Consider the following 25029-nt stretch of genomic DNA (forward strand, 5'->3'; position numbering starts at 1 on the left):
CGCGGATTCCCGTCGCTCCCGCGCAGGCCCGCGCGATAATGTATTAGAATCACCCCCGCATGGTCGGCGAACCCAAGAAGGTCCTCATCTTCGAGGACAATCCCGAGATCCAGCTCATCCTGAAGATCTTCTTCAAGAAGCGCGGCTGCGAGCCCCTCATCCACGGGGACGCGACCGAGGCGCTCGAGCTCGTGCGCAAGATCGCGCCGGCTCTCGTGATGATGGACATCATCATGCCGGGGAAGGACGGGGTGGAAGCCTGCAAGGAGCTTCGCGCCGGAGGCGTCCAGACCCCCATCGTGATCCTGACCTCCAAGGCCTTCGCCGAAGACCGTGAAAGGGGCATGCTCGCGGGAGCGAATGCCTACCTCCTCAAGCCCTTCAACCCGAAGGAACTCGATGCGGCCGTCGCTCCCTTCATCGCGTAAGAGCCTAGCCCTCGGCGCTCTCTTCCTCCTCCCCGTCTCCGCCGCCGCGCAGTTCCCCGCCGGGGTCCTCCCTCCCGAGGCCGGTGCGCGGATCAGCCTCGTCTTCGTCATCTATGCGAGCATCGTGCTCTTCTGGCTCGTCGTCGCCCTGTTCGCCTACATGCTGCTCTTCCGCAGCTATCACCGCGTCCGCACCGCCTACCGGAACCGCCGGAAGGACTTCTTCAAGCAGGGCGTCGAGCTGGTCCTGATGGAGGAGCCCTTCGAGAAGGTCGTGGAGGCGTTCCGGCCCCGCCGCCCGCTCGACGCGGACATCGCGCACGAGGTCATGCTCGAGTCCATGCGCTACCTCCAGGGTCCGCCCTTCGAGACCATCCGGGAGGCCGCGTACCGGCTCGGCTACGTGGCGGACCGCATCCGGGACCTGGACTCCCGCGACCGCCACTGCCGCGGACGCGCGATGGAGGCTCTGGGACTGATGAAGACGAGCCAGGCCATCGTCGCCCTCCTGAGCATCGTCGAGAAGGAGCATCTCGACCTGCGTCTGGTGGCCCTGCGGGCCCTCGCGAACATCGGGGACCCCGCGGCGCTCCCCTACTTCCTGCGGACCGCCCGCACGCTCCCCCCGGCGATGCTCACCCGCGTCGCCTCGCTCATGCTCGAGTTCGGCCCCGCCGCGCACCGGCACATCCGCGAGCTCATGCGCCTCTACCCGCAGGCCTTCCCGCCCCGCGTGCTCGAGGAGCTGCTCAAGCAGTTCGCAGCGGACATCGAGAGACCCGCGACATGAGCGCGCTCTACGCCCCGCTCGCGCGCCTCGTCGAGGTCATCCTCGTCTACTACTTCTTCCTGCTCAACGGCGTCTACCTCGTCCTCTCGCTGGTCGCCTTCCGCGAGATCTACCGCCATCTGCTGCGCAACATCTACGGGGGCTTCGAGCGCCTGTCGCTGAGCCCGCTGACGCCGCCGGTCTCCATCATCGTCCCGGCGTACAACGAGGAGGTCTGCATCGCGCTGACGGCGAACAACCTCCTGCACATCGACTACATGCGCTACGAGGTCATCATCGTCAACGACGGCTCCTCCGACGGGACCCTCGACACGCTGAAGAAGGACTTCCGCCTCGTCCCCGATCCCGCGCCTGTCGAATTCACGCTGAAGACGGAGCCCGTGCGCGCCATCTACCGCTCCGAGCTCCACCATAACCTCATCGTCGTGGACAAGGAGAACGGGGGCAAGGCCGACGCCCTCAACGTCGGACTCTCGCTGAGCCGCTTCCCCTACGTCTGCTCCATCGACGCGGACGCCATCCTCGAGCCCGACGCCCTGCAGCGCGTCATCCGTCCCATCATGGAGTCCCCCGTGCGCGTCATCGGCGTGGGCGGGATCATCCGGGTCGCCAACGGCTGCAAGGTGGAGAAGGGCCGCATCGTCGGCGTGGGCCTCGGACGCAGCGCCCTGCCGGTCTTCCAGGTCGTCGAGTACTTCCGCGCCTTCCTCTGCGGCCGCACGGGCTTCTCGCGCTTCAACGCCCTGTTGATCGTCTCCGGCGCCTTCGGCCTCTTCGAGCGCGACCTCTGCATCGCCATCGGCGGCTACCGGCGCGACACCGTCGGCGAGGACATGGATCTCGTCACGCGCATGCACGCCTGGATGCACGAGCACGGCGAGCACGACTACCTCATCGAGTTCGTCCCCGACCCGGTCTGCTGGACCGAGGCCCCCTCCTCGCTGCGCGTGCTCACCCGCCAGCGCCGCCGCTGGCAGAAGGGCCTGCTCGAGGTGCTCTCCGAGCACAAGAACATGTTCTTCAACCCGCGCTACGGCTCCATCGGCCTCTTCGCCTACCCCTTCTTCTTCGTCTTCGAGGGCTGGGGCATCATCCTCGAGGTGCTCGGCTACCTCGTCTTCGTGCTCGGCTGGTGGCTCAACGCGCTGCAGACGGACTTCATGCTCGCCTTCCTCGTCGTCGCGCTCCTCTGCGGGACGATGCTCTCGTTGACGGCCGTCCTCCTCGGAGAGATGACGCCCAAGGCCTACCCCCGCTACCGGCACTGGCTGCGCCTCATCGCCTACGCCGTCATCGAGAACTTCGGCTACCGGCAGACCATCTCGGTGCTCCGCCTCCTCGGCACCGTGGACTTCCTGCGCGGCAAGGGCGAATGGGGAAAGATGGAGCGCCGGGGGTTCCACAAGCGATGACCCGCCGCTGGCTCTGCGTCGTGGGCGGGCTCCTCCTGCTCTACGGGCTCTACCTGTGGACGAACCGGAAGACGGGAGCCGCCCTCTGGGGCCCCCGGGAGACGCCTCCGGCCGAGGCGTTCGGCTCCGAGAACCCGCGCCTCCTCGAGGAGCGGCCTCTGCGAGACGACGGCGGCGTCGCCGTGCTCCTGCTGCGTCCGGATCAGGAGGCGCTGGCGGCCGCGCGGGTCCTCGAAGCGGCCGGGCTCCCGTTCGGCGTGACGAAGGACCTCTCCGCCGCCGTCCGCCATCCGCTCGTCTTCATCCCTTCCGGCGACCGCTCCATCCGGCCGGACGCGCAGGAGAAGAAGGTCTTGCGGGACTTCGTGGAGGGCGGCGGGACCCTCGTACTGCAGACGCCGCCGGACCTGATGCGCGAGTTCACCGGCCTCCACTCCGAGAAGCCCCGCAGGAGCCGCCGCGCGCTTTCGCTCCAGGCGTTCGGCGACGAGGGCTTCGCTCTGCTCGACGCCGCCGAGCTCCGCGACCTCCCGCTCGCCTCCCCGGCGACGCGGCAGGGCATCTGGACGCACGGGCTCGTCCCCGCGAGCGGGCTCGCCCAGGGGGTGGCCTCCTTCGAGACGCGCGAGGCCGCGATCGTCCGGCGCAAGCTCGGCCTGGGTCGCGTCTATACCCTCGGCTTCGACCTCCGGGATCTCGTCCTGCGTCCTCCGTCTGGACGCCATTTCGACGCCTCGCGGGGGAAAGGCCGGTTCGACCCTTCCGTCGACGCCTGGACGCTCGTCTTCAGGGGCTGGTACGCGGCGGCCGTCGGCGGCCGGGGCCGCCCCGCGCGCTGGGCCCGGCTGAGGGGGCTGCCCGGCGACGCCTCGGGCCTGCTGGCCCTCACGCACGCCGTCGGCTGGGGCGCATCCATCGACGGCGCCGAGGAGTTCCTCGCGCTCGAGCAGAAGCGCGGCGTCCGGGCGACCTGGTTCGTCCAGACGAAATACGTGACGGACGTCCTCCCGGCTCCGATGTTCGACGCGGGCATGCGCAGACTCCTGCGGAAGATCTCCGCATCCGGTCACGAGATCGCGAGCCACTCGGTCGCGCACGGGCCCGACCTGTCCGCGCTCTCCCTCGGCACCGGGGAGGAGTCGATGAAGGACTACCGCCCTCGCCTGGACGCACGCGGACGCACGCACGGAGGGACCCTGCTCGGGGAGCTCTGTCTCAGCCGCGGACTCCTCCGCGAGGCCGCCGACGACGCTCCCGTGAAAGGCTTCCGCGCGCCTTTCCTCTCCTTCCCGGTGCGCCTCGACGCGGGGCTCGCGCGCTGCGGCTACGCCTGGGACTCGAGCGTGAACGCCGCCTGGGCGCTGACCTACCGCCCTTATCGCATGCTGCGAGGACGGGCGATGGAGCGCGAGTCCTCCGTCCGCGAGTTCCCCATGGCCCTCGAGGACGAGGACGCTCCCTCGGGGTTCTCCGCGCCGGAGAAGGTCCTCGCGCTCCTCAGAAGCGTCTCCTCCGTCGAAGGGACCTTCGTCTGGCTGCTGCACCCGGATCGGAGTCCAGGAAAGGCCGCGGCGCTCGAAAAGGTCCTCGCCGGCCTGCCGCGGGGGACGCGGACGACGACGCTCTCCGAAGCCGCCGCGTTCGAGGAGGCCCGCGCAGCGACGCGCTTCACTCTCGAGGAGGACGGCCCCGCAGCGGCGACCCTGCGCGTGGCCGCCCCGGCAGGGAGCCGGGGGCTCTCCTTCGAGCTCTCGGCCCCGGTGCGAGCATGCTCATCGAAGCTCCCCGTGCGCTGCGCGGGGAGGGTCGTCGTGCTCGAGGAGATCCGCGAAGAGGAGTCGAGGGTCCGCCTCAACTGGAAGTAAAGGGCCTCCCACGGACGCAACTATTTGTAGAATCCGCGCGTGGCGGAAACCCCGATCGGCCCGCGAAGGGATGCGCGCGCTCCCTGGAGTGATTCGCTCATCTGCGTCCTCCTTTGGGCCGCCGTACTCTTCTACGCCTGGAACCATCGCTCCTTCCTGTCCCAGGCGGCCCGTCTCTTCTGATGTCCTGGACACTGCCCCTCATCCTCTGGCTGAGCGCCGCCGCGACCTTGCGGCGCTGCTGGCGTCTCCGTCTCGACGAGGCCGCCATGGGGGGCGGGCTCGTCGCCTCGTTCGAGGTCGTCGTCCTCATCACCGCCCTCGGTAGAGCAGGGAAGCTCCAACCCCTCCTCACCCTCTGCATCACGGCGGTGCTGGCGCTCTTCCATGTCGCGCTGGCCCTGGAGGGACGCGGACCCGTGAAGCATCGGGCTGCGCGGATAACGGTTCCCGTCCTGGTCTGGGCCGCGCTGGTCCCGGCGGTCCTCGTCCTGGCCTTCCGGATCCACCTCGCGAGTTCGCTGCCGTTGGACTCCTGGGACGCGCTCAGCTATCACGCCCCGATCGTCCTGCGCTGGCTGCAGCAGGGGAATCTCGATCTCGCCGGCTTCTCGGGCTACACGCGCTATTACCCCTGGAACGGAGAGCTCTTCTCGGCCTGGCTGGCCCTGCTCGACGGAAGCTCCCTCGACCCCGCGCGGACGGCGCAACTCTATCCGCTCCTCTGGATGGCCTGCGCCGGCCTCGTGATCGGACGCCGCCTGGGCGGGCGGCGCTGGGCCGCCGCCGTGGGCGCGGCGCTCCTGGCCTTGCCCATCGCCGTACTGCAGACGGGCGTCCCCTATGTCGACGTCTTCTACGCCTCCTTCTGGGTCTGCGCCGCCGCGTCCGCCCTCTGCTGGGACCGCTGCGGCCGCGGCTTCTACCTGGTCCTGTGGGGGGCCGCCTTCGGACTGACGATGGGCACCAAGGCGTCGTTGTATTACCATGCTCCGCTGGTCCTGCAGCTCCTGGTGACGCTGCTCTCGCGCCCGCAAAGGAGGAAGTCGTTCGTCCTCGCACTGCCGTTCGCGGCGGCCGCGGTCCTCATCGGCGGAGCCTATTGCTACGCCCGCAACATCCTCCATCATGGGAATCCCATCTATCCGTTCACGTTCCGGCTCGCCGGATACGACCTCTTCACCGGGATCATGTCGCCGAAAGAATTCCTCACGCGGGATTCCTGGTTCGTCGAGTCCGGCGCCGGCTGGTTCGCATATCCTTTCCGCGAGACCTTCAATCGGATCGCGCTCTACAGCAACGAGAACGGGTTCGGCCCCGTCTGTGCGGCAGGACTCCTGCTCTTCCCCTGGGCGGCAGCCCGCGCCCTGAGGAGGCGGGACTGGGGAGCGGTCGGGTTCCTGGCCCTCGTCCCCGGTTCGATCTTCTTCTTCTTCACGCTGAACCCCGGCCACGAGCCGCGCTATCTCACGTTCCTCGCAGCGGGAGCCATCGGCGGCCTCGCCTACCTCCTGTCCGGCCTCAGAGGCGTACGACGACAGCTCGCGCTGGGAGCATGGACCTTCGGCGTCGCCTGGGGGCTGCTGGGCGTAGTGGGCGGGGTCTTCCAGGAACCCGGCGTCCTGGAAGGGTGGCAGACCCTGCGCGCCGGCGGCCGCGTCGACGCGTTCGAATATTATCGGGTCGGGTACAACTCCCTCGCGGATGCATGGGCGGCGTTGAATCCGCGGCTTAAGAAGGACGATGTCGTCGCCTTCAACTACGGGGAGCTGGAGCTGCCGCTGGCGGGGCTCCCGCCGCTCGCCCGCCCGCGACAGATCACCCACGGCGACAGCATGTGGCCGGATGCCTTCGCCGCGGCGACCGACGACGAGTGGCTCGAGCTGCTGAACGCGCTGAACGCGCGCTTCTTCGTCCTGTGGAGCCCCGCCTGGGCTCCCGAGAACGGGAAAGCCGAAGCCCGCGCCATCGCCCGCTTCCCCGGCCGCTTCCGGAACATCGGCCATTGGCGGGGGAACATGGGCACGGTCGACCTCTACGAGGTCCTGCCCGCTGCGGCAGGCGGAACGCCGCCGGCCAAGGGTTTTTCGTGAGCGGGGAGGAAGGGCGGAGCGTCCCCCTGTGCGTCGACCTCGACGGCACGCTCATCCGGACGGACCTGCTGGCGGAATCCGTCCTCTCCCTGCTCCGAAAGGACCCGCTCGCCGCATTCCGACTCCCCTTCTGGCTGCTCCGAGGGAAAGCGCACCTCAAGCGGCGCATCGCCGAGCGCGTCGACCTCTCCGCCGCCGCCCTCCCTTACGACTCCGAGTTCCTCGACTTCCTTAAGGAGGAGCGGGCCGCCGGGCGCCCCCTCGTCCTCGTCACGGCGTCGGACCGGAAGTATGCCCAGGCCGTGGCCGAGCATCTCGGGATCTTCTCGGACGTCATCGCCAGCGACGGCGCCACGAATCTATTGGGCGAGACGAAGCTCGAAGTCCTCCATGAAAAGTTCGCGGACGGCTTCGATTATGCCGGCGACTCGTTCCGGGACCTGCCGGTCTGGCGGGGGGCGCGCCGGGCCATCCTCGTGCGCGCGGGGGAGGCGGTCGTCCGTACCGCAACGGCGCATGGGAACGTCTGGAAGGTCTTCGAGAAGCGGGGCGGGCGGCTCAGCGAGCTCCTCCGCGCGCTGCGCCGCGCCTGATCAGCGCAGGATCAGGAAAGTGCTGCCGACCCAGAAGATGACGGCGGCGAGCATCGGCATGTCGCCGAGCACGTCGCGCGCCGTGTCCTGGCCGAGGCCGCGGCTCTCCACCAGATACAGATAGCGGAATATGCCGAACACGATGAAGGGCACCGTATAGATGAGGTCGTTCGTTCCGTGGAGGCGGATCGTCTCCAGGCTCATCGTGTACAGGCTGTAGCTGATCACCGCGCAGGCCGCGCTGATGGACGTGAGCTGGACGAGCAGCCCCTCGCCGTATTCCCGCAGGACCCCGCGGGCCTGCGGCCCCATCGCCGTCAGCTCCGATCGGCGCTTGCCGAACCCCAGGAACAGCGAGAACATCAAGCCGCAGAGGAGGAGCCACTGCGAGGGCGGTATCCCCAGGCCGATCGTGCCGGTCAACAGACGAAGGATGAATCCCGCCGCGATGATGAATACGTCGAGGATCGGAACATCCTTGAGCTTCATCGAGTAGGCCGCGTTCACGGCCAGATACGCCGCGATGCAGGCCGCAGCCGTCGGCGACGCCTGCCAGGCCGCCGCCAGCCCCGCCGCGGCCAGCGCGAGCGCCGTCCCCCACGCCATGCCGAGCGGGATCTCCCCGGCGGCCACCGGCCGCAGACGCTTGACCGGATGGAGCCGGTCGCCTTCCGCGTCGGAGGCGTCGTTGAAGGCGTATACCGCGCTGGAGGCCAGGCAGAAGCTCAGGAACGCGAGACCTATCCGCGCCGGCGCCGCTTGGTAGAGAGGATAGCCGAAGGCGGGTCCGATCAGGACGAATCCGTTCTTCAACCATTGATGGGGACGAAGAAGACGGACATACGCGAAGGAGCGGCCGACGGTCGCATTCATGCGCGGACCCATCCTATCATATGAAGGGCGCCGGGGAAGAAAACGCTCACGACAGGCCCTTGACGTTTGTTATATTCGTGTTATAATACACGTACCCCCGTCGAGGGGGGTTCGTTTTAGAACCCATCCCAACTTCCTCCAACCAACCCCCCAACAGCTCTCAACGTGCACTCGAGGTGAGACATGCCTGAATCCTATCTGACGCGCGCCGGTTACGCCAAGCTGCTCAAGGACCTCGAGTCCTTGAAGAAGCACAAGGCGCAGCTCTCCATCGAGATCGGCGAGGCCCGCGAGAAGGGCGACCTGAAGGAGAACGCCGAGTACCACTCCGCCAAGGAGCGCCTCGGCGACATCATGAACCGCATCGGCATCATCGAGGGCAAGCTCGCCAACGTCCGGATCATCGACGACATCAAGGTGAAGAAGGACGAGGTCGGCATCGGGGTGAAGGTCACCCTCGAGGACATCGAGGAGAAGGACGAGATGGAGTGGACGCTCGTCGGCCCCGATGAATCCGACCCTTCCGCGGGGAAGATGTCCATCTACGCCCCCCTCGCCGCCGGGATCCTGGGCCACAAGGTCGGCGAGGAAGTCGCCGTCGAGCTCCCCGCCGGCGCAAGGCGCTATCGGATACTGAAAACCGAGCCTGCCATCTAACCTTCCTGAACTCCCCCTCCCGAGGGAGGGGGCTGGGGGAGGGCAGGAGCAGGAACAGCAGTCCTACCCTCCCCTTGCCCTCCCTCGAAGAGGGAGGGAGAACAGCGACTCCCTCCATGCTCTCTGACCGCGAACTGAAGTCTGCCCTCATCTCGAAAGCCCTCGCCCTCGGCGCGGGCGCCGCGGGAGTCTGCGCCGCCGACCCCGCCTCCGAGGAGGGCGGCGGCGCCGCCTTCGCCGACTGGCTCGCGCGCGGCTTCAACGACGGGATGGACTGGCTCGCCCGCTCCCCCGACCGCCGCGCCGACCTGCGCGCCTGGTTCCCGGAGGCGCGCTCGGTGCTCATGCTGGCCTTCCCCTGGGGCGCCCCGGAGGCCCCGGCCCCGGGCGGCCCGCCCTCCGGCCGCTTCGCCCGCTACGCGACCCTGCCCGACTACCACGACGAACTGCGCGGACGCCTGGACTCGCTGCGCGCCTGGTACGCGGAGGAGGCGGCTCCCGGCGGAAAGGCCCGCCCGTTCGTGGACACGAGCCCCGTGCTCGAGCGCCTCTACGCCCGGCGCTCGGGCCTCGGCTGGGTCGGGAAGAACGCGATGCTGATCTCCGAGCGCCTCGGCTGCCGCTTCTTCCTCGCCGGCCTCGCCCTCGACCGGGAGCTCGAGCCCGACGCCCCGTCCGCGGAGCGCTGCGGCGAGTGCCGCCGCTGCCTCGACGCCTGCCCGACCTCGGCTTTCGCCGCCCCCCGCGTCCTCGACGCCGCGCGCTGCGTGGCCTGCTGGACGGTCGAGCGCCGGAGCGTCCCCTTCCCGGAGGAAGTCGAGCGCGGACTCGGCGCGCGCGTCTTCGGCTGCGACGAGTGCGTCGAGGCGTGCCCTTTCAACCGCGCGGCCCCGGCGGGAGCCCTCTCCCCGCGTCTCGCCGCCGCCCTCCCCCTCGACGAGCTCCTCCGCCTCGACGAGGCCGCCTTCGCCGCGCGCTTCACGGGGACCCCCGTCCTGCGCGCCGGCCTCCCCGCGCTCCTGCGCAACGCCCTCGCCGCCGCGGGGAACTCGGGCGCCCGGGAGCTGCTCCCGACCGTAGAGGCCCTCGCGGCCCACGCGGACCCGCTCGTCGCCGGCCAGGCACGGCGCAGCGCCGCCCGCCTGGCCGGGAATCCCTGAGGGATTCCCGGCTCCATCCGCCGAGACGGCGGCGGGAATCGCCCCTGCGATTCCCGTCGATTTGATAAACTCTCGCCTCATGCACGGGCTCCTGTCGCTCTTCTGCGCGCTCCTGCTCGCGCTCCCCGCCTCCGCCACGCAGCGGAAGGCGAGAAAGAAGCGCCCGCCCAAGCCCCGCCAGGTCGAGCGCCCCATCCCCGAGCCGCGCGCCCCCGTCAGTCCGCTCACCGACGAGATCCAGCCGCCGGCGGAGTTCCCGCCGACCCTCGAGCGCGACCGCAGCGGCGAGCCCTGGCCCATCCGCCTCATGATGGGCGACATCAAGGGCGGGATGCTCGTGCGCATCCCCGTCATCGACACCGACCCCAACCGCGGCATCACCTACGGCGTCATGCCCATCTGGGTCTACAAGGAAAACGGCGGAAACCGCATCCGGACCATCCACGCCCCCTCGCTGACTTACAACCGCATCTTCAAGCTCATCCCGACCTACCGCTACTACCTCTATCCCGACGACCTTTCCGCGCTCAACTTCCGCGCCTCCATCTCCTTCAAGGACGACAAGGAGCTCCTCGGCGCCTTCGAGGACGTGGACTTCCTCGACCGCGGCTGGGCCCTGGGCTGGAAGGCGCAGTTCAACGTGGACGGCTCCGAGCGCTTCTTCGGCATGGGCCCCGACTCCGTGCGCGCGAAGGAGGCGAACTACACGAGCCACACGATCCAGCACTTCATCCGCCTCGGCCTCCCCATCTTCAAGGGCAGCGGCTGGAAGTTCAATCTCTCGCATCACATCGCCGGGGTGCGGCTCACCGACGGCCCGGTCGACGCCCTCCCCGACCTGAAGCTGGACTTCCCCACCCACGCCCCCCAGCACTACCACCAGGACGCCGAGATGCAGCTCTTCATGGACTACGACACCCGGGACAGCGCGGTCACGACCACGCGCGGCGCCTACTCGAAGATCTTCGTCGAGAACGCGCAAAGAGAGCTCGGCAGCGAGTTCTCCTTCCAGCGCTACGGCTTCGAGCAGAAGCACTTCATGCCCCACGGCGCCGACTCCCGCTTCGTCACCGGCGTGCACGCGCGCTACGAGCAGCTCGTCGGCAACGCCCCCTTCTACCTCCAGCCCTCGCTCGGCGGCAAGTACATCCACCGCGCCTACGGCACGGGCCGCTACATCGACCGCGGCCTCGCCGTCATGAACATCGAGGAGCGCATCACGGTCTGGAAGATCCCCGTCGCCGGCGTCGTCACGGAGTACGAGTTCGCGCCCTTCATGGGCCTGGGGACCGTCTTCGACACCCCCGGCCGCATGGCCTCGCGCTACGCCCGACCGGTGTACGGCGCCTCCGTGCGCGCCATCGCCCGCCCGCAGGTCGTCGGCTCCATCGATTTCGGCGTCGGCCAGGAAGGCCTGGCCGTGTTCATGGACATCAACTACCCCTTCTGATAAAGTGGTAAAATAGAACAATCGCAATGATGACCGGCACCAAGGTCCTCACCTTCATCCTCGCCGGCGGCAAGGGCCAGCGCCTGGAGCCGCTCACCCTCGAGAACCCCAAGCCCGCCGTGACCTTCGGCGGCTCCTACAAGATCGTCGACTTCACGCTGAGCAACTGCCTCAACTCCGAGATCCGCAACATCTACGTCCTCGTCCAGTACAAGTCCGCCGAGCTCATCCGCCATCTGCGCGACGGCTGGCAGATGTACTTCTCCACCGCCCGCGGCGAGTACCTCGAGATCATCCCGCCCCAGTACGCCGGCACCGACGAGGCGTACATGGGCACGGCGAACGCCATCTACCAGAACCTCTACCTCATCGAGCAGGAGAAGCCCGACTACGTCCTCATCCTCGCCGGCGACCACATCTACAAGATGGACTACCGGCTCATGCTCCGCGCGCACCACGACAACGACGCCGACCTCACCGTCGGAGCCGTCGAGGTCCCGCTGCGCGACGGGAACCAGTTCGGGATCATCCAGGCCGACGAGACCAACCGCATCGTCGGCTTCCAGGAGAAGCCCGCGACCCCCTCGCCCATCCCGAACAACCCCGAGAACTGCTTCGCCTCGATGGGCATCTACGTCTTCAAGCCCCAGGCCCTCGCCGAGATGCTCCGCCGCGACGCCGAGGACCCGCACAGCAACCACGACTTCGGCAAGAACATCATCACCCAGATGGTGCCCACGCACCGGGTCTTCACCTACAGCTTCATCGACGAGAACCGCAAGACCACCAAGTACTGGCGCGACGTGGGGACGCTCGACGCCTACTACAACGCCAACATGGACCTCATCGGCGTCGACCCCATCCTCAACCTCTACGACGCCAACTGGCCCATCCGCTCGGCCCCCATCCAGGCCCCGCCGCCGAAGACCGTCTTCCGCGACGACGGCCGCACGGGCATCGCCATCGACTCCATGCTCTCGCCCGGCTGCATCGTCAGCGGCGGGCGCGTCATCAACTCCATCCTCTCCCCCCGCGTCCACGTCCACAGCTGGACGCACGTCGAGGACTCCATCCTCTTCGAGGGCGTGGACATCGCGCGCTACGCGAAGATCCGCCGCGCCATCATCGACGAGGGCGTGCGCGTGCCCGCCCACGCCGAGATCGGCTACGACCTCGAGCGCGACCGCCGCCGCTTCTCGGTGACCGAGGCGGGCATCGTCGTCGTCGCCAAGAACTCCCGTTTCGACTAGGTTGGGAATCCCCCCCCTCCATCAGTCCGAATCCCCCTCGAAGACCATAGAGGGTTGCCGAGGGGATTCGGACTGATGGAACAGGTCGATGTCGCCGTCGTCGGCGCCGGCGTCGTCGGACTCGCGCTCGCGGCCCGCCTCTCGCGCGACGGACGCTCCCTCGCCCTCCTCGAGTCCCATCCCCGCCACGGCGTCGAGACCTCCAGCCGCAACAGCGAGGTCGTGCATGCCGGCCTCTACTACCCCCCGGGCACGCTCAAGAACCGCCTCTGCCATGAGGGACGCCGCATGCTCTACGCGCTGGCCCCGGAGGCGGGCGTCTTCGTGAAGCGCACGGGCAAGCTCATCGTAGCCGCCGAGTCCTCGGAGCTCCCGGCGCTCGCCGAGCTCTGCCGCCGCGCCGAGGAGGCCGGGGCGGAAGGCCTGGAGGCGCTCGACGGAGCCGGGGCCCGCGCGAAGGTCCCCGGGCTCAGAGCCGCGGGCGCCCTGTGGAGCCCCGAGACCGGCATCGTGGACAGCGAGGAGCTCATGCTCCACTTCCGCCGCCGGGCCGAGGAGCAGGGGGCTTTCCTCCTCTTCTCATCCCCCCTCACCGCGGCCGAGCGCTCCGGCGCCTCCTACGAACTGACCTTCGGTCCCTCGGGGGAGAAGGTCCGCGCGCGCTTCGTCGTCAACGCGGGGGGGCTCCACGCGGACAAGGTCGCCGCCCTCCCCGGCCTCGACGCCGAGGCCGCCGGCTACCGCCTGCGCTGGTGCAAGGGCTCCTACTTCCGCTCCCGCAGAGACCTCGGGATCGCCCATCTCGTCTACCCGCTGCCCGAGCGCCACGGCCTGGGCGTCCATCTCACCCTCGACCGCCGCGGCGGCGCGCGCTTCGGCCCCGACATCGAGTTCGTGGAGACGCTGGACTACGAGGTGGATGAGGCCAAGCGCGAGCGCTTCGCCGAGGCGGCGCGGCGCTACCTGCCCGGCATCGGCCCGGACGATCTTGTCCCAGACACATCCGGGATCCGGCCCAAGTTAGCAGCGCCGGATTCCGGATCCGCCGACTTCATCATCAACGAGGAGAGCGCCCGCGGCCTGCCCGGCTGGGTCAACCTCGTCGGCATCGAGTCGCCCGGCCTGACGGCCTCGCCGGCCATCGCCGAGCACGTCGCGTCCCTTCTCGGGCTCTGAAGTCAGCTCTTCCCGAGAGAATCCGCCCACTTCCGGGCGTTCTCTATCAGCCCGGAGAACCCTCTGGCCGCGGGAACCTTGGCCGCGGGGACCTGGGTCTCGATCCCGATGGACTTGAGGAAGGCCTCCTCGTTGGGCTTGCGCCCCAGGAAGTCCTCGACGTCCTTCATCTCGTCGCGCGTCCCTCCCCGACTCAGAACCTTATCGCGCAGCTCCCGGCCCGCGCGCTCGTCGTAAGGATCCTTCTGGAAGCGCGTGTAGAGGTCCTGTGCGTAGACCAGCGACCAGAGGTAGCTGTAGTAGCCCGCGTCGTAGCCGCCGTTGGCGATGTGGGCGAAGCTGGCCTCCGGGATGGTCCCTTCGGTGGCCGGGATGTGGTTGATCTCCCGGCTCATCCTTCCCCAGAGCTCGGTCGTGTCCTGCGTCCCCTGCGTGTAGAGGGCCATGTCGTAGCTCGCCAGGAACGCCTGGCGCAGATACGTCACGCCGGTGTCCGCGTTCTTCGCCGCGATGAGCTTGCGCGCGAGCTCCGCCGGGATCTTCTTCGAGGGATCCCGGTAGTCGCCGGAGAGCTCGGCGAGGACCTTCTCGTTCCAGGCCCAGTTCTCGAACATCTGCGAAGGCGTTTCCACGAAGTCCATCACGGTGTTGAAGCCCGAGAGACTGTGGTAGCTCGAGCGCCCCAGCGTGTTGTGCATGAGGTGCCCGAACTCGTGGAAGATCGTCTCCACTTCATCGTGCGACAAGAGCGAAGGCTTCTCCTTCGACGGCTTGTCCATGTTCGCGACCATCGCCGTGACCGGCAGGCGGTAGGAGCCATCCTTCCGCTCATAGGCCGGGAGGATGTCCATGGCCGCGGCGTGGGTGTACTTCCCCTCGCGCGGATAGAGGTCCAGGTAGAACTGCCCGAGGGCCTCTCCGCTCTTCGCGTCCACGACCCGGTAGGTCTTCACGTCCGGATGCCAGGTCTTCGCGCCCTGGACCTCCTCGAAGCGCACGCCGAGCACCTTCTGATAGACGTCGAGCATGCCGCCGACGACGCGCTCGGAAGGGAAATAGTTGCGGACCTCCTCCCGGTCCACGGCGTAGCGCTGCTTCATGCGCGCGTTGGAGTAGTACGCGACGTCCCAGGGATGCAGGACCCCGTCGGAGGCCTTCCCTTCCATGCCGTTCTTGAGCGCCAGGAGTTCGGCGCGCTCCGCGGCGGCCTTCCCCTCGAGCTTCCCGCGAAGGCGCTCGAGGAAGGCGGTCACGGTCGCGGGCGTCTTGGCGACACGGTCCTCGAGCATGAAGGAGGCGTGGTTCTCGTAGCCCAACAGCTTTGCGGACTCCTCGCGCAGTCGGATCATCTCCGCCAGGCGCTCCTTGTTCTCCTTGCCGCCGCGGTTGTTGAACAGCACGCTCACGGCCTTGCGCGCCTCCGCGTCCCTGCCGTTCTGCAGGAAAGGAAGGACGTCCGGATACTGCGTGCTCACCCGCCAGGTCTTCTCCGCGCCCTTCAGGCGCTCCTCGAAGTCGGCGGGCATCCCCTTCGGCGGATCCTCGAGGGCGTCGCGCGTCAGGAGATACTTCTCGCCGACCTTCACGAGCCGCTCCTGGATGAAGGCCTTCGGCAGGCCTTCGAGCTGCTTCTCCGTCAGCAGATGCGCCTGCACGCGGGCGATGTAGCTCTCCGGCAGGCCCTCGAGCTGCTCCCGCCTCATGAGCACGAAATCCTTGGTCTCCGCCATGCGCTCCTCGAAGGCGGTGCCCAGGTCCACGAGCTTCTGCTGGATGCCCTTATAGCGCGCGCGCTCCTTCGCGGGCAGGTCCAGGCCGTTGTCCTTGAAGGCCTTCAGGGTCTGCTGCGCGAGCCGCGAGTCCTCCTCGTTCAAGGCCTCGCCGCGCGCCATCGCGGCCTTCATGGCCTTATAGAGGTCCTCGCGCATGTAGACGTCCAGCATGAATTTGGACGCCTCGACCTCGCAGCGGCGGGAGGCGTCCCGCACGGCCTTCTCCGTCGACACCTGAGACAGGGCCAGCCGCGGCTTGAGCTTCTCCTTGTACTGCGCCAGCGCCCGGTCGAAGGCCGCGACGCTGTTCCTGAAATCCGGGGTCTTCTCCCGCGCCAGGGCGTCGAGGCCCGCGGAGAGCTCGACCTTCGCCTGTCCGCAGGCCTTGTCGATGTCCTGGGCCGCGGCGTTGAAATCGACCTGCGAATCGTCGAGGCGCCTGAGCGCGCTCCCCTTGCCCTCCAGCGTCGAGGGGACGACCGGGACCGCGTCCGTCTGGGCGGTCCGCGTTCGACCGTCGAACAGGAGCCCGTAGTCCCCGTTCTTCAGGGAGACCTCGATCGGCTTCAGCCCTGCGGAGACCCCCGCGACGGGCACGAGCGCCGGCGCCGCCGGACCGGCCGCGCGTTCCTCGACGCGCAGGGCCTCGCCCCAGGCGCGGCGCAGGACCGTCAGGGCCTCCGTGCGGGCCTCCGGTTCGACGGCCCAGGAACCCGTCCGGGAGCAATAGACCCGTTCGGCCTCCGCGCTCTCGCGGAGCATCCCGGCGCCGAAGAGCCCTTCGAGGGCCGCTTCGGTCGCGGCCAGCCGGGGATCCCCCGCCCCCGTCCGCAGGAGGACTCGCACTCCGGCGTTCTCGCACGAGCCGGAGGGCTCCTGCGCGCGGGCGCTCGAGACGGTGCCGGCCAGGAGAATCCCCATCACTGCACGGATAAAGCGGTCCATTCCATTCCTCCGAGTACGCATATGAAGGATGGTAACAGGACCGACAGGACTCAATAAGGGACGGAAGTGCTTCTGAAGGGAATCTTATGTCCTATTCGACTGTGTTGAAGTCGAACCGCTCTTAGTCACCGTCGGGTTTTCAGGCCGTTATGGAGCGACCGGGCGGTCGCGCTCGCGGTCGACGATGCAGAAGAAGCCGAAGGGCTCGGCGCCCTCGTTGCGCAGCTGGTGGGTCTCGAAAGGCCCGACGTAGCCGATGTCCATCCCCCCGAGCTCGACGCGCTTCTTCCCCTTCACCAGCACGCCGCGCCCGCGTACGCAGACGACCGTGTGGGTGTGCGCGTGCTTCTCGAGGCTCGTGTGCCCGCCGGGGGCGAGCTCGAAGTAGCGCAGGTCGAAGGCGGTCTTCTCGCCGTGCGCGCCCACGAGCTCCCGGCGGGAGACTCCCTGGAAGGGCAGCGTCTCGTCGGCCTTGTAGGCCGAGGCAGGACGGCCCTCCCAACTCCAGTCCGGGCGGAAGGCGAGGCGGTCGAGCACCGCGCCCTTCTTCGCGGAAGGCAGTTCGCAGGCGGAGGAGAACGCCTCCTCCGCGGAGGGCGCCTCGAGCCGCTCCTTGAAGAGCTTGCGCATCGCGCCGAGGAAGGCCTCGGTCCCCCGCCGGACGTCCTCGTGATGGGAGAGCAGCGCCCCCCCGACGAGGAAGACGCTCTCGGCGCCGTAGCGCTCGGCCATGCCGGCGAGACTCTCGAAGCGCATGCCGCCCGCGGGGGCGGGGAAGGCGGCCTTGAGCGTTCCCAGCGGCTCGGCGAGGCGGCGCGAGACGCCGGCGCAGTCCTCGGGCGTGAAAGCGAAGCGGCCGCCGGCGTTGGGGAAGATGGAGACGTCGGCGCCGACCAGGCGCATGAGCGTGCCGAGGTAGAGGCCGGGATCGACGCGGGGCTCGCGACCCGCGTAGAGCGTGCCCGAGAAGGCCGGGTGCGCCATGAGGACGAGCCCGTGCTTCTCGGCGAAGGACCGGGTGTTCTCGAGGCCGAGGATGGCGGGGCAGGCGAGGACGCCGCGCACGCCGAGGCCGTGGAGGGCGCGCAGGCGCTCCTCAAGCTCCTCCTGCGTCCCGGTCAGATGCGGCAGGTAGAGCGCGCGGCGGCCCGTGCTCCGGTCGGCCTCCTCCACGGCGCGCTGGCAGCGCTCGACGCGGCGCAGGAAGTCCGCGGGGGTCTCGTCGGCCAGGTTCTGGTCGTCCTTGACGATGTCGCCGCCGCCGAGCGCGAAGTCGCGCACGACCCGCTCGAAGTGCTCGAGGCCGGCGCCCATCGGCTTGACCGCGGTCGCCAGCAGCGGCCGGCCGTGCACGCCGAGCAGGCGCCGCAGGCCCTCGACGCCGTACCTCGGCCCCCGGAAGCGCGCGAGGAAGGCGTCGGGCAGACGCAGGTCGACGAGGCGCACCTCCGGATAGATGGAGACGTTGCCGAAGACGAGGTTGAGCAGCTGCGGCAGGCGCCCGCCGCCGAGCAGGGGGTTGTAGTCGATCTCGACGCGGTGGAGGTCCCGGGCGCCCGGCTGCGGCGCGACCGAGCGGACCCGGCCGACGATGCGCTCGCGCAGCGCGTCGTCCTTGATGAAGTCCTCGGGGACCTCGACGGTCTGCTCGAAGGCGATGGCGCGCGCGGCGCCCTCGGCATCCGCCGCCGAGCAGCGCACGAGGTAGGACGCGCGGATGGGGTCGGCGGGCGCCGTCGTCATGCTTCAAGTCTATCGAATTGAAACCCTCCCCTCAACAACGTCGGGCGCCGCAAAATATATACTAGCGGCCTCATGCGAAGAGGGCTCCCGGCAGGCGCCGCGCGGATCGTCCCCGTTCTCGCGCTCCTCGCGTCCGCGGCGTGCGGGCCCGCGCCGACGCTGGTCAAGCACGACCTCTGGAAGGACCTGAAGGGGCCGACGCCGGGAGAGTACCACCTCCTCCTCGTCTGGAAGAACCCCCGCTTCGGCGCGGGGGACGCCGCCGCCCTCACCCCCGAGGCCCTCGCCTCCGCCATCGCCGCGGAATCCTCGTCGCGCTCGCTGGGCCGCCTGCGCTCGTACCAGGTCGTCGAGGACTACGACGAGCTGGCCGCCTCCCTGCCGCTCTGGCGGCCCCGGGCCCCCGTCCTCCTCGTCGAGGCCTCGCCGGCCTCCACGCGCTCCTCCTCGAGCACCCTCGTCGGCTTCGGCGCCCGGGCCCGCTACCAGCCCTTCGTCTTCGACACGAGCACCGCCTGGAGCCGGGTGCAGTCCGCGCTCGAGGCGCCCTGGGGCTCGAAGCTCAAGGCCCGCGCCGCCGAGAAGACGCGCTGGCTCGCCGACAACTCCCTCTCCGTCTGCCGTTCCTTCGCGGCCGCGCTCTTCTCGGCCCTCCCGCTCGAGCCGCGCCCCTCCGAGCTCAAGCTGCGCAAGGGAAAGGGCGAGGGCATGGCGCGGGCCTACGACCTCGCGCTCTCCTCAGGCGACTGGGCGGGGGCCGCGGAGCAATGGGAGAAGGAGGCGGGCGCCGACTTCAAGAACGACGACGCCCTCGCCGACCTCTCGGTCGCGCGCGAGCTCCTCGGAGACTGGGACGGGGCGGCCGCCGCGGAGGAGAAGCGCAAGCCGTCCCTCTTCTCCTCCGACCGCGAGCGCCTGAGCATGCTGCGCGGGCTCTCCCTGCTCGGGACGCTCAAGGGGAAGCGCTTCGCCGCTCCAGGCGCGAGCGTGGCGGTGCTCCCGCTCGACAACGAGACCCCGGACCTCCAGGCGGCCGAACAGGTGCGCAAGCGCCTCGCTGAAGCGCTCAAGGACGCCGGCTACGCGCCGCTCGACATCCCCGCGCTCGACGAGAAGCTCCAGAAGGCGGGGTTCACCGACGCCGGCCAGCTCAAAGCCCTGACGCCGGCGAAGCTCGCGCGCCTCGTCGGCGCGGACCTGCTCGCGGGCGGCTCCGTCGAGGAGTTCCGGACCATCCCGCTCGGGATCTACTTCCGGCGCGAGGTGCGGGCGACGCTGAGGGTGATGGACGGACGGGAAGGGAAGGTCCTGTTCCAGAAGACGGCCGGGACCGTGAAGGAGACCTTGCCCGGAGAGTCCTCGGAGCTCGCCTCGGAACTCGTCGGCCTCATCGCCGGCAAGGCGAAGAACGACCCCCTGCCCGAGGAATCCGCGGAGACCTCACGGCGCTTCGTGCGCCCTTTCCCCCACTTCGAGATTCGAGAGCCGGGAACCCGTCACTGAGGATTCCCGGCTCTCGAATCTCAAACTCTGCTTAAGCCCGCTTCCTACTGAAAATCCGACTGAGTACGTTCCAATGAACGCGGATTTTCAGTAGGAAGACCAGAGACGGCCGGCGTCGTCCTTGTGGGTGCAGTCCATGAAGACGAGCGCCTGGCAGGCGCCCGCGCCGCCGCGGATCCAACCCCAGCGGCCGGTGTCGCGCAGGCGCGCGGCATCGACGACCGGGCCCGCGTCCCCGTCCCGGCAGAGCTCCGCGCCGTAGGACTCCGTGAGCCGCGTCTCGGGATGCCCGCCGATGGCGAGCGGCGGCATCTCGGTGAGGACGTCCGGCACGAGCTCGGTGAGGGCGTCGGGATAGGGCTCCCGGCCCCGCTCGCCCATGTCCGTCGCACGCCTCAGCAGGGCGATGCGCAGGGTCTGAAGGTTCGTCGCCGAGGCCCGCTCCTCGAAGGAGAGGTCCGCGCCGCGATTCCCCGGGTAGGCGAGGACGAGGACGAAGACCGCGACGGAGACGACGCCGAGGCCGGAGGCGAGATGCCCGCGCCAGGCCGGGACCTCGGGGAGGCGGACGACGCGGGTCCCCGCGAGACGGTCGTGCAGGGAGCGCCCCGGCGTCCACAAGGCCAGGAGATAGCCGATGAAGACGATGAGCGTCGAGAGCAGCGTGGCGAAGGCCCGGGCGAAAGCCCGGGCGTAGCCGACCGTACGGCCGTCGGCCCCGACCACCGCGAGCCCGGCCAGGCGCTTGCCGGGCGTGCGGCCCCAGCGCCCGATGCAGAGCCCGTTGTAGACGAAGGGCGCGAGGATCCCGAAGACCTGCAGGAGCACGGAGGGGACGCCGAGCAGGGCCAGCAGCCCGCCGACGACCGCCACCCCGCTCAGGACGATGAAGCCGTCGACGACGACCGCTCCGCCGCGGGCCCAGAAGCCGGCCGGGCGCAATCCGTCCTCCTCGCGCCCTGTCCCGTCGCCGCTCAGCCCCGGCGACGGGGCGGCACGCAGCTCGTTCTCGTCAGCCATAGCGATACCTCACGCCGAAGCCGCCCGCCGGCCAGTCGCAGAGGATGTTGTCGAAGGGGCAGAGCATCCGGCACGCGCCGCACTCGATGCAGTTCTCCCAGGCGACGAGGACCTTCGCTCCGGCCTCGTCGTATTCGTAGACCTTCGCGGGGCAGACGCTCACGCAGGGCCGCTTCTCGCATCGGGAGACGCAGGGCGCCGACGCCCCGGCGTCCTTGAGATGGATGTGCGGCTCCGGGCCCTTCCGGTACTCGAGCAGGCCCAGCTTCGCCTCGACCGTCTCCTTCGCGTGTTCCGTCATGGTCGCTCTCCAACGGACTCGGATGCGACCATTTCCTGCGCAGTATGCTCGGTCATAGCGCGGCCTTCCGGAGCGGCCAGAGCTCGCGCGCCATGCGCAGGAAGCCCCGCTTGCGCAGGAGACCCAGCGCCTCGCGCAGGTGCTCCTTCTTCGGCCGGCCGTCGACCGTGAAGCGCAGGCGGGCCAGCGCGCAGGCGAGGCCGGGATAGAACTCGAGGAAATCGGGCACGGCGGCGATGCGCTCTTCGAGGTCCTTCGTCTCTTCGAGGTCGGGCAGGAGGTAGCAGCCGCGGAGCTTCTCGACGTAGGAAGAAAGGGTCTTCTCGGAGAAGTCCCCCTGCGCCTTCGCCTCGACGGCGGCTTCGGCGGCGAGTCGGCCGGCGGTCATGGCGAGGTTCGAGCCCTCGCGGAAGGCGGGATTGATCATCTGCGCGGCATCGCCCGCCACGAGCAGGCCGTCGCGCGCGAGCGGGGGCATGGAGCGCAGGCCGCCCTCGGGGATGAGGTGGGCGCTGTACTCGAGCGTCTTGGCCCCCTCGATGAGCCGGCGCACGGCCGGGTGCTTCTTGAGGGCCTCGAGGTGCTCGGAGGGGCGCAGGCCCGTGCGCTGGTAGTCGCTCAAGCGGCAGCCGACGCCGAGCGAGAGCGAGTCCTTGTTCGTGTAGAGGAAGCCGTAGCCGAGCATCCCCTGGGTCACGGAGCCGAAATATTCGATCGTCGCGCCCTCGCCCTTCTCGAGGGCGAAGCGCTCCTCGATGCGCTCGGAGGGGAGCTCGAGCACCTCCTTGGCGCCGAGCGCGACCTCCTCGGGCTTGAGCTCGGGCCGCAGGCCCGCCTTCTGGGCCAGCAGGGAGTTGACCCCGTCGCAGGCGAGCACGACCGAGGCGGTGAGCTCGTCGCCCTCGCTGGTCTTCACGCCGACGACGCGGGTGCCGTCCTTGAGGAGCTCGCGCACGGTCACGCCGGCGTAGAGCTCCGCGCCCGCCGCCTCCGCCTGCTTCGCGTACCAGCGGTCGAAGCGGACGCGGATGAGGGTGTACGCGTTGGGGACGCCCTCGAGGAAGCGCCGGGACTTGTAGGAGAAGCCGACGGAGTCCTCGCCGTGGGTGAGCACGGTGCGCTGCTCGACGACCGGCCGCTCGAGCGGACAGTCGGGGTCCTTCCAGAACTCCGGGACGATATCGTGGAGCATGCGGCCGTAGAGCACCGCGCCCTGCACGTTCTTCGCGCCGGGGTACTCGCCGCGCTCGAGGAGGACGGTCTTGAGCCCGCGGCGCGCCAGGGTCAGCGCGGCCGAGGTCCCGGCGGGACCGGCGCCGACGACGATGGCGTCGAAATCAGGCAAAGCGTCCTCCTACGGGAGGAAGGGAAGCGGGAGAGCGAGGGTTCCGCACGGCGGTCCCTCTCAAGCGGCGGGTTCGGGGTTGGCCTTGCCGATGGTCTCGACGACCTTGGCGAGCAGTTCGTCGGTGTTGAAGGGCTTGGTCATGAAGCCGACGACCTGCGGGAACTTCTTGAAGAGGGTCCGCGACGGCTCGAGAGCCGTGAGGACGACGATGGGGATGTTCTTGGTCAGATCGTCCTGGGAGATCTTGATCTGGAGCGAGTACCCGTCGATGCCCGGGAGCATGACGTCGAGCACCAGCATCGCCGGCTTGTTCTGGAGGATCGCGTTCCAGGCGTGCCGCCCGTTGTCGCAGGTGACGACCTCGTAACCGCCCTGCTCGAGGGTGAAGCGGATGAGGTTGAGCATCTCCGGCTCGTCGTCGATGACCAGGACTTTCTTTGGCATAGCTGTCGGTTATTATAATATCTCGATAGGTAAATGACAACCGAAGAAAGAGCCCTTCGCAAAACCCTGGACTCCCGCCTGGCCGCCTTCGACCGGGCCGAGGGCCTCCTGCGCCCGGGAGACCGGGTCCTCGCGGCGGTCTCCGGGGGGCCGGACTCCGTGCTGCTGGCCCTCCACCTCGCCCGCCTGGCGCCGAAGAAGCGCCTGAAGCTCGCGCTCGCGCACTTCCACCACGGCCTGCGCGGCGCCGAGGCCGACCGGGACGCCGCCTCGGTGCGGCGCCTGGCCGCCCGCCTCGGCCTGCCCCTCTTCGAGCGGCGCCTGGGCGTCGCGCGCGCCGCGCGCGAGGAGGGCCGCAGCGTCGAGGACGCCGGGCGCCTCCTGCGCTACCGCGCCCTCGCCGAGCTCGCCCGTGCGGAGGGCTTCGACAAGGTCGCCACCGGCCACCATCTCGACGACCAGGCCGAGACCCTGCTCCTCCATCTCCTGCGCGGGACCCGCGCGAAGGGCCTGGGCGGCATCCCCCCCCGACGCGCTCTCGCGCGGACCGGCCCGGGCGCGAAGGTCCTGCTCGTGCGACCGCTCCTGCCCCTGCGCCGGACGGAGATCCGCGCCTGCCTCCGCGCCCTGGGCCAGGGCTTCCGTCTCGACCGCAGCAACCTCCGCGAGCATCACACCCGCAACTGGGTGCGCCGGCGCGTCCTGCCGCTCCTGGAAAAAAGGAACCCCCGCATCCGCGAGGGTCTCGCCGCCATCGCCTCCGACATCAGAAGAATCGTCGGAGAGTGATCCCCGGCTGGTCACCCTCCCTCCTCGAGGGAGGGTGGCAAGGAAGGGAAGCTACGCCGTTTCTCGATTAAGCTTGTCGACGAAGCGGAAGGCCCCGCCGCGCAGCACGGCGCCGTGCCCGCAGCAGAGGATGTCGCAGTCCACCTTGGCCAGGACGGCGAGCGTCGCGCGCGCCGCCGCGGGGTCCTGCCGGTAGGTCGGCAGCGCGAGCGCCCCGTCGGCGCCTCGGACGAGCGCGTCGCCGCAGAGCAGGACCTGCCGCACGGGATGATAGAGGCCGATGGAGCCGGGAGTGTGCCCGGGGAGGTGCAGGACCTGCCACTGCGGCAGGCCGCGCACGGACTGCCCGGTCTCGACGGAGAGCGCGATGTCCACGGCCTTCCAGGACGGCGCCCGGCGGCGCAGGGAGCCCAGGAAGCCCGCGCGCGCGGGGGCGGGCGTCTCGCGGCCGGTGAGGACGGGGATGTCGAAGGGGTGCGCGTAGACCTTGAAGCGGTGCTCGCGCAGCAGCGGCGCCAGCGCGCCCGCGTGCCCGGGATGGGCGTGCGTCACGATGGAGCGCTGGACGTCCCTGGGGCGGAAGCCGTTGTCCTGGAGCTCGAGGAGCAGCGCGGCGGCCTTGTCCTCGGGCCCGGCGTCGACGAGCGTGAGGTCCGCGCTGCCCTCGATGAGGAAGGCGTTCGCGGGCGCGGCGGCCTCGAGCAGATAGATCCCGCCCGCGACGCGCTTCATCGCTCCTCCACGCGGACCCGCACGATGCGCACGGGCTTGAGCGGACGGTCGACGACGACCCCGTCCGCGTCGCGCTCGAGGCGCGGCGCGGCGGCGATGGCCCGCGCGGCGTCGAGCCCGCGCACGATCTCGCCGAAGGCGGCGTGCCGGCCGTCGAGCCAGGGCGCGGCCGCGAGCGTGATGAAGAACTGTCCGCCGACCGGCGCCGACGCGTCGCCGGCGAAAGCCGCGACGCCGGGGCGGTTGAAGACCCTGCCCGGCAGAGGGACGAGCGCGGCGACTCCCGCGCGGTCCGGGACGGCGCATTGGATGACGAAACCCGGAGTCGCCCGCTCGAAACGGGCGCCGTCGTAGAGCGGACGCCGCGTGCCCTCCCCCCGCGCAAGGGCGGCGAAACGCTCGGCCGCCTGGGGGGCCTCGGCGCGCAGCAGCCGCAGCTCGATCTCGCCGGCCTCGGTGACGAGGGTCGCATAGAGGCCCTTGGCGGTCGCGGTGGAACCGGAGACGCCGGGGAGCGAGGAGACGGGTGAGTCTTGGACGGCGGAGCGCCCGCCGCAGGCGAGGGCGGCGCAAGCCAGGGCGAAGAGACAGGCTTGCGCCGCGCTCGCCCCCTCACCCCGCGCGCAGAGCGCGCTCGCCCCTCTCCCGGCGTGGCGGGAGAGGGGCTGCAAAGCGCGTCCCCAGA

Annotated in this window: 23 protein-coding genes; 14 read left to right on the top strand and 9 right to left on the bottom strand. The window is 69.6% G+C overall.

Annotation, left to right across the window (positions count from 1 at the left end):
* The first annotated feature begins 59 nt into the window (after nucleotides 1-59).
* From WC969_12680 to WC969_12710, 7 genes are read left to right on the top strand one after another with little or no spacing between them, the layout of a single operon-like run.
* Nucleotides 60-428, top strand: coding sequence for a response regulator (locus WC969_12680; protein ID MFA6030705.1), 369 nt, complete (start codon nucleotides 60-62; stop codon nucleotides 426-428).
* Nucleotides 400-1218: a HEAT repeat domain-containing protein gene (locus WC969_12685; GenBank protein MFA6030706.1), complete on the top strand. Its 819-nt coding sequence runs from the start codon at nucleotides 400-402 to the stop codon at nucleotides 1216-1218. The genes WC969_12680 and WC969_12685 overlap by 29 nt, the downstream gene beginning before the upstream one ends.
* On the top strand, nucleotides 1215-2630 hold the full coding sequence (locus WC969_12690) for a glycosyltransferase (protein ID MFA6030707.1): 1416 nt from the start codon (nucleotides 1215-1217) through the stop codon (nucleotides 2628-2630). Before WC969_12685 ends, WC969_12690 begins: the two co-directional genes overlap by 4 nt.
* Nucleotides 2627-4495: a polysaccharide deacetylase family protein gene (locus tag WC969_12695; GenBank protein MFA6030708.1), complete on the top strand. Its 1869-nt coding sequence runs from the start codon at nucleotides 2627-2629 to the stop codon at nucleotides 4493-4495. The genes WC969_12690 and WC969_12695 overlap by 4 nt, the downstream gene beginning before the upstream one ends.
* 39 nt (nucleotides 4496-4534) lie before the next feature.
* Nucleotides 4535-4678: a hypothetical protein gene (locus tag WC969_12700; GenBank protein MFA6030709.1), complete on the top strand. Its 144-nt coding sequence runs from the start codon at nucleotides 4535-4537 to the stop codon at nucleotides 4676-4678.
* The gene (locus tag WC969_12705; GenBank protein MFA6030710.1) at nucleotides 4678-6588 is read left to right on the top strand and encodes a hypothetical protein; all 1911 of its coding nucleotides are present in this window, start codon (nucleotides 4678-4680) and stop codon (nucleotides 6586-6588) included. Before WC969_12700 ends, WC969_12705 begins: the two co-directional genes overlap by 1 nt.
* A complete protein-coding gene (locus WC969_12710) occupies nucleotides 6585-7181 on the top strand; it encodes a haloacid dehalogenase-like hydrolase (protein ID MFA6030711.1) in 597 nt (198 codons plus the stop codon). Before WC969_12705 ends, WC969_12710 begins: the two co-directional genes overlap by 4 nt.
* Here the strand turns inward: WC969_12710 and WC969_12715 are convergent, their stop codons facing one another.
* Nucleotides 7182-8054, bottom strand: coding sequence for a decaprenyl-phosphate phosphoribosyltransferase (locus WC969_12715; GenBank protein ID MFA6030712.1), 873 nt, complete (start codon nucleotides 8052-8054; stop codon nucleotides 7182-7184). It lies immediately after the preceding gene.
* A 183-nt stretch (nucleotides 8055-8237) separates the two neighbouring features.
* Here WC969_12715 and greA point away from each other — a divergent pair, with 183 nt between their 5' ends.
* From greA to WC969_12740, 5 genes are all read left to right on the top strand, one after another.
* A complete protein-coding gene (greA, locus tag WC969_12720; protein MFA6030713.1) occupies nucleotides 8238-8711 on the top strand; it encodes a transcription elongation factor GreA in 474 nt (157 codons plus the stop codon).
* Between the two features lie 116 nt (nucleotides 8712-8827).
* On the top strand, nucleotides 8828-9871 hold the full coding sequence (gene queG / locus WC969_12725; GenBank protein ID MFA6030714.1) for a tRNA epoxyqueuosine(34) reductase QueG: 1044 nt from the start codon (nucleotides 8828-8830) through the stop codon (nucleotides 9869-9871).
* Between the two features lie 79 nt (nucleotides 9872-9950).
* Complete coding sequence (locus tag WC969_12730; protein ID MFA6030715.1) at nucleotides 9951-11321, top strand: BamA/TamA family outer membrane protein; 1371 nt, start codon at nucleotides 9951-9953, stop codon at nucleotides 11319-11321.
* A 26-nt stretch (nucleotides 11322-11347) separates the two neighbouring features.
* On the top strand, nucleotides 11348-12571 hold the full coding sequence (gene glgC, locus WC969_12735) for a glucose-1-phosphate adenylyltransferase (protein MFA6030716.1): 1224 nt from the start codon (nucleotides 11348-11350) through the stop codon (nucleotides 12569-12571).
* 75 nt (nucleotides 12572-12646) lie between these two features.
* Nucleotides 12647-13747, top strand: a complete 1101-nt coding sequence (locus WC969_12740) for an NAD(P)/FAD-dependent oxidoreductase (protein ID MFA6030717.1) — start codon at nucleotides 12647-12649, stop codon at nucleotides 13745-13747.
* Nucleotides 13748-13749: 2 nt separating this feature from the next.
* Here WC969_12740 and WC969_12745 read toward each other — a convergent pair whose 3' ends face one another.
* Both WC969_12745 and WC969_12750 read right to left on the bottom strand, forming a co-directional pair.
* Complete coding sequence (locus WC969_12745; protein ID MFA6030718.1) at nucleotides 13750-16464, bottom strand: M3 family metallopeptidase; 2715 nt, start codon at nucleotides 16462-16464, stop codon at nucleotides 13750-13752.
* A gap of 147 nt (nucleotides 16465-16611) precedes the next feature.
* The gene (locus WC969_12750; GenBank protein ID MFA6030719.1) at nucleotides 16612-18207 is read right to left on the bottom strand and encodes a RuBisCO large subunit C-terminal-like domain-containing protein; all 1596 of its coding nucleotides are present in this window, start codon (nucleotides 18205-18207) and stop codon (nucleotides 16612-16614) included.
* 72 nt (nucleotides 18208-18279) lie between these two features.
* Between WC969_12750 and WC969_12755 the strand changes: the two genes are divergently transcribed.
* Nucleotides 18280-19710 (top strand): GNA1162 family protein, encoded by a 1431-nt coding sequence (locus WC969_12755; GenBank protein MFA6030720.1) that lies wholly within the window; start codon nucleotides 18280-18282, stop codon nucleotides 19708-19710.
* An 87-nt stretch (nucleotides 19711-19797) separates the two neighbouring features.
* Here the strand turns inward: WC969_12755 and WC969_12760 are convergent, their stop codons facing one another.
* The 4 genes from WC969_12760 to WC969_12775 are packed head-to-tail and all read right to left on the bottom strand — an operon-like array spanning nucleotide 19798 to nucleotide 22823.
* The gene (locus WC969_12760; GenBank protein ID MFA6030721.1) at nucleotides 19798-20730 is read right to left on the bottom strand and encodes an RDD family protein; all 933 of its coding nucleotides are present in this window, start codon (nucleotides 20728-20730) and stop codon (nucleotides 19798-19800) included.
* Complete coding sequence (locus WC969_12765) at nucleotides 20723-21031, bottom strand: 4Fe-4S dicluster domain-containing protein (GenBank protein ID MFA6030722.1); 309 nt, start codon at nucleotides 21029-21031, stop codon at nucleotides 20723-20725. Before WC969_12765 ends, WC969_12760 begins: the two co-directional genes overlap by 8 nt.
* A gap of 52 nt (nucleotides 21032-21083) precedes the next feature.
* Nucleotides 21084-22376, bottom strand: coding sequence for an FAD-dependent oxidoreductase (locus tag WC969_12770; GenBank protein MFA6030723.1), 1293 nt, complete (start codon nucleotides 22374-22376; stop codon nucleotides 21084-21086).
* A 60-nt stretch (nucleotides 22377-22436) separates the two neighbouring features.
* A complete protein-coding gene (locus tag WC969_12775) occupies nucleotides 22437-22823 on the bottom strand; it encodes a response regulator (GenBank protein MFA6030724.1) in 387 nt (128 codons plus the stop codon).
* A gap of 33 nt (nucleotides 22824-22856) precedes the next feature.
* On the opposite strand from WC969_12775, the gene tilS reads away from it, so the two are divergent.
* Entirely contained in the window at nucleotides 22857-23612 is a 756-nt protein-coding gene (gene tilS, locus WC969_12780) for a tRNA lysidine(34) synthetase TilS (GenBank protein MFA6030725.1), read from the top strand.
* Nucleotides 23613-23663: 51 nt separating this feature from the next.
* Here the strand turns inward: tilS and WC969_12785 are convergent, their stop codons facing one another.
* Together WC969_12785 and WC969_12790 are read right to left on the bottom strand one after the other, a co-directional pair.
* Complete coding sequence (locus WC969_12785; protein ID MFA6030726.1) at nucleotides 23664-24344, bottom strand: MBL fold metallo-hydrolase; 681 nt, start codon at nucleotides 24342-24344, stop codon at nucleotides 23664-23666.
* Nucleotides 24341-25015 carry a peptidylprolyl isomerase gene (locus WC969_12790; protein MFA6030727.1) on the bottom strand — a complete coding sequence of 225 codons (675 nt, stop codon included), beginning with the start codon at nucleotides 25013-25015 and terminating at the stop codon, nucleotides 24341-24343. Before WC969_12790 ends, WC969_12785 begins: the two co-directional genes overlap by 4 nt.
* Nucleotides 25016-25029: the final 14 nt, after the last annotated feature.

Source organism: Elusimicrobiota bacterium, from assembly GCA_041660925.1.
GTDB lineage: Bacteria > Elusimicrobiota > Elusimicrobia > UBA1565 > UBA1565 > JBAZUV01.

Bases quoted from the DNA above. Each gene is read 5' to 3' on its own strand.
- WC969_12680 (MFA6030705.1), top strand. From the start codon at position 60: ATGGTCGGCGAACCCAAGAAGGTCCTCATCTTCGAGGACAATCCCGAG.
- WC969_12740 (MFA6030717.1), top strand. From the start codon at position 12,647: ATGGAACAGGTCGATGTCGCCGTCGTCGGCGCCGGCGTCGTCGGACTC.
- WC969_12685 (MFA6030706.1), top strand. From the start codon at position 400: ATGCGGCCGTCGCTCCCTTCATCGCGTAAGAGCCTAGCCCTCGGCGCT.
- tilS (MFA6030725.1), top strand. From the start codon at position 22,857: ATGACAACCGAAGAAAGAGCCCTTCGCAAAACCCTGGACTCCCGCCTG.
- WC969_12730 (MFA6030715.1), top strand. From the start codon at position 9,951: ATGCACGGGCTCCTGTCGCTCTTCTGCGCGCTCCTGCTCGCGCTCCCC.
- glgC (MFA6030716.1), top strand. From the start codon at position 11,348: ATGATGACCGGCACCAAGGTCCTCACCTTCATCCTCGCCGGCGGCAAG.
- WC969_12715 (MFA6030712.1), bottom strand. From the start codon at position 8,054: ATGAATGCGACCGTCGGCCGCTCCTTCGCGTATGTCCGTCTTCTTCGT.
- greA (MFA6030713.1), top strand. From the start codon at position 8,238: ATGCCTGAATCCTATCTGACGCGCGCCGGTTACGCCAAGCTGCTCAAG.
- WC969_12745 (MFA6030718.1), bottom strand. From the start codon at position 16,464: ATGGACCGCTTTATCCGTGCAGTGATGGGGATTCTCCTGGCCGGCACC.
- WC969_12765 (MFA6030722.1), bottom strand. From the start codon at position 21,031: ATGACGGAACACGCGAAGGAGACGGTCGAGGCGAAGCTGGGCCTGCTC.
- WC969_12760 (MFA6030721.1), bottom strand. From the start codon at position 20,730: ATGGCTGACGAGAACGAGCTGCGTGCCGCCCCGTCGCCGGGGCTGAGC.
- WC969_12775 (MFA6030724.1), bottom strand. From the start codon at position 22,823: ATGCCAAAGAAAGTCCTGGTCATCGACGACGAGCCGGAGATGCTCAAC.
- WC969_12705 (MFA6030710.1), top strand. From the start codon at position 4,678: ATGTCCTGGACACTGCCCCTCATCCTCTGGCTGAGCGCCGCCGCGACC.
- queG (MFA6030714.1), top strand. From the start codon at position 8,828: ATGCTCTCTGACCGCGAACTGAAGTCTGCCCTCATCTCGAAAGCCCTC.
- WC969_12695 (MFA6030708.1), top strand. From the start codon at position 2,627: ATGACCCGCCGCTGGCTCTGCGTCGTGGGCGGGCTCCTCCTGCTCTAC.
- WC969_12755 (MFA6030720.1), top strand. From the start codon at position 18,280: ATGCGAAGAGGGCTCCCGGCAGGCGCCGCGCGGATCGTCCCCGTTCTC.
- WC969_12785 (MFA6030726.1), bottom strand. From the start codon at position 24,344: ATGAAGCGCGTCGCGGGCGGGATCTATCTGCTCGAGGCCGCCGCGCCC.
- WC969_12690 (MFA6030707.1), top strand. From the start codon at position 1,215: ATGAGCGCGCTCTACGCCCCGCTCGCGCGCCTCGTCGAGGTCATCCTC.
- WC969_12750 (MFA6030719.1), bottom strand. From the start codon at position 18,207: ATGACGACGGCGCCCGCCGACCCCATCCGCGCGTCCTACCTCGTGCGC.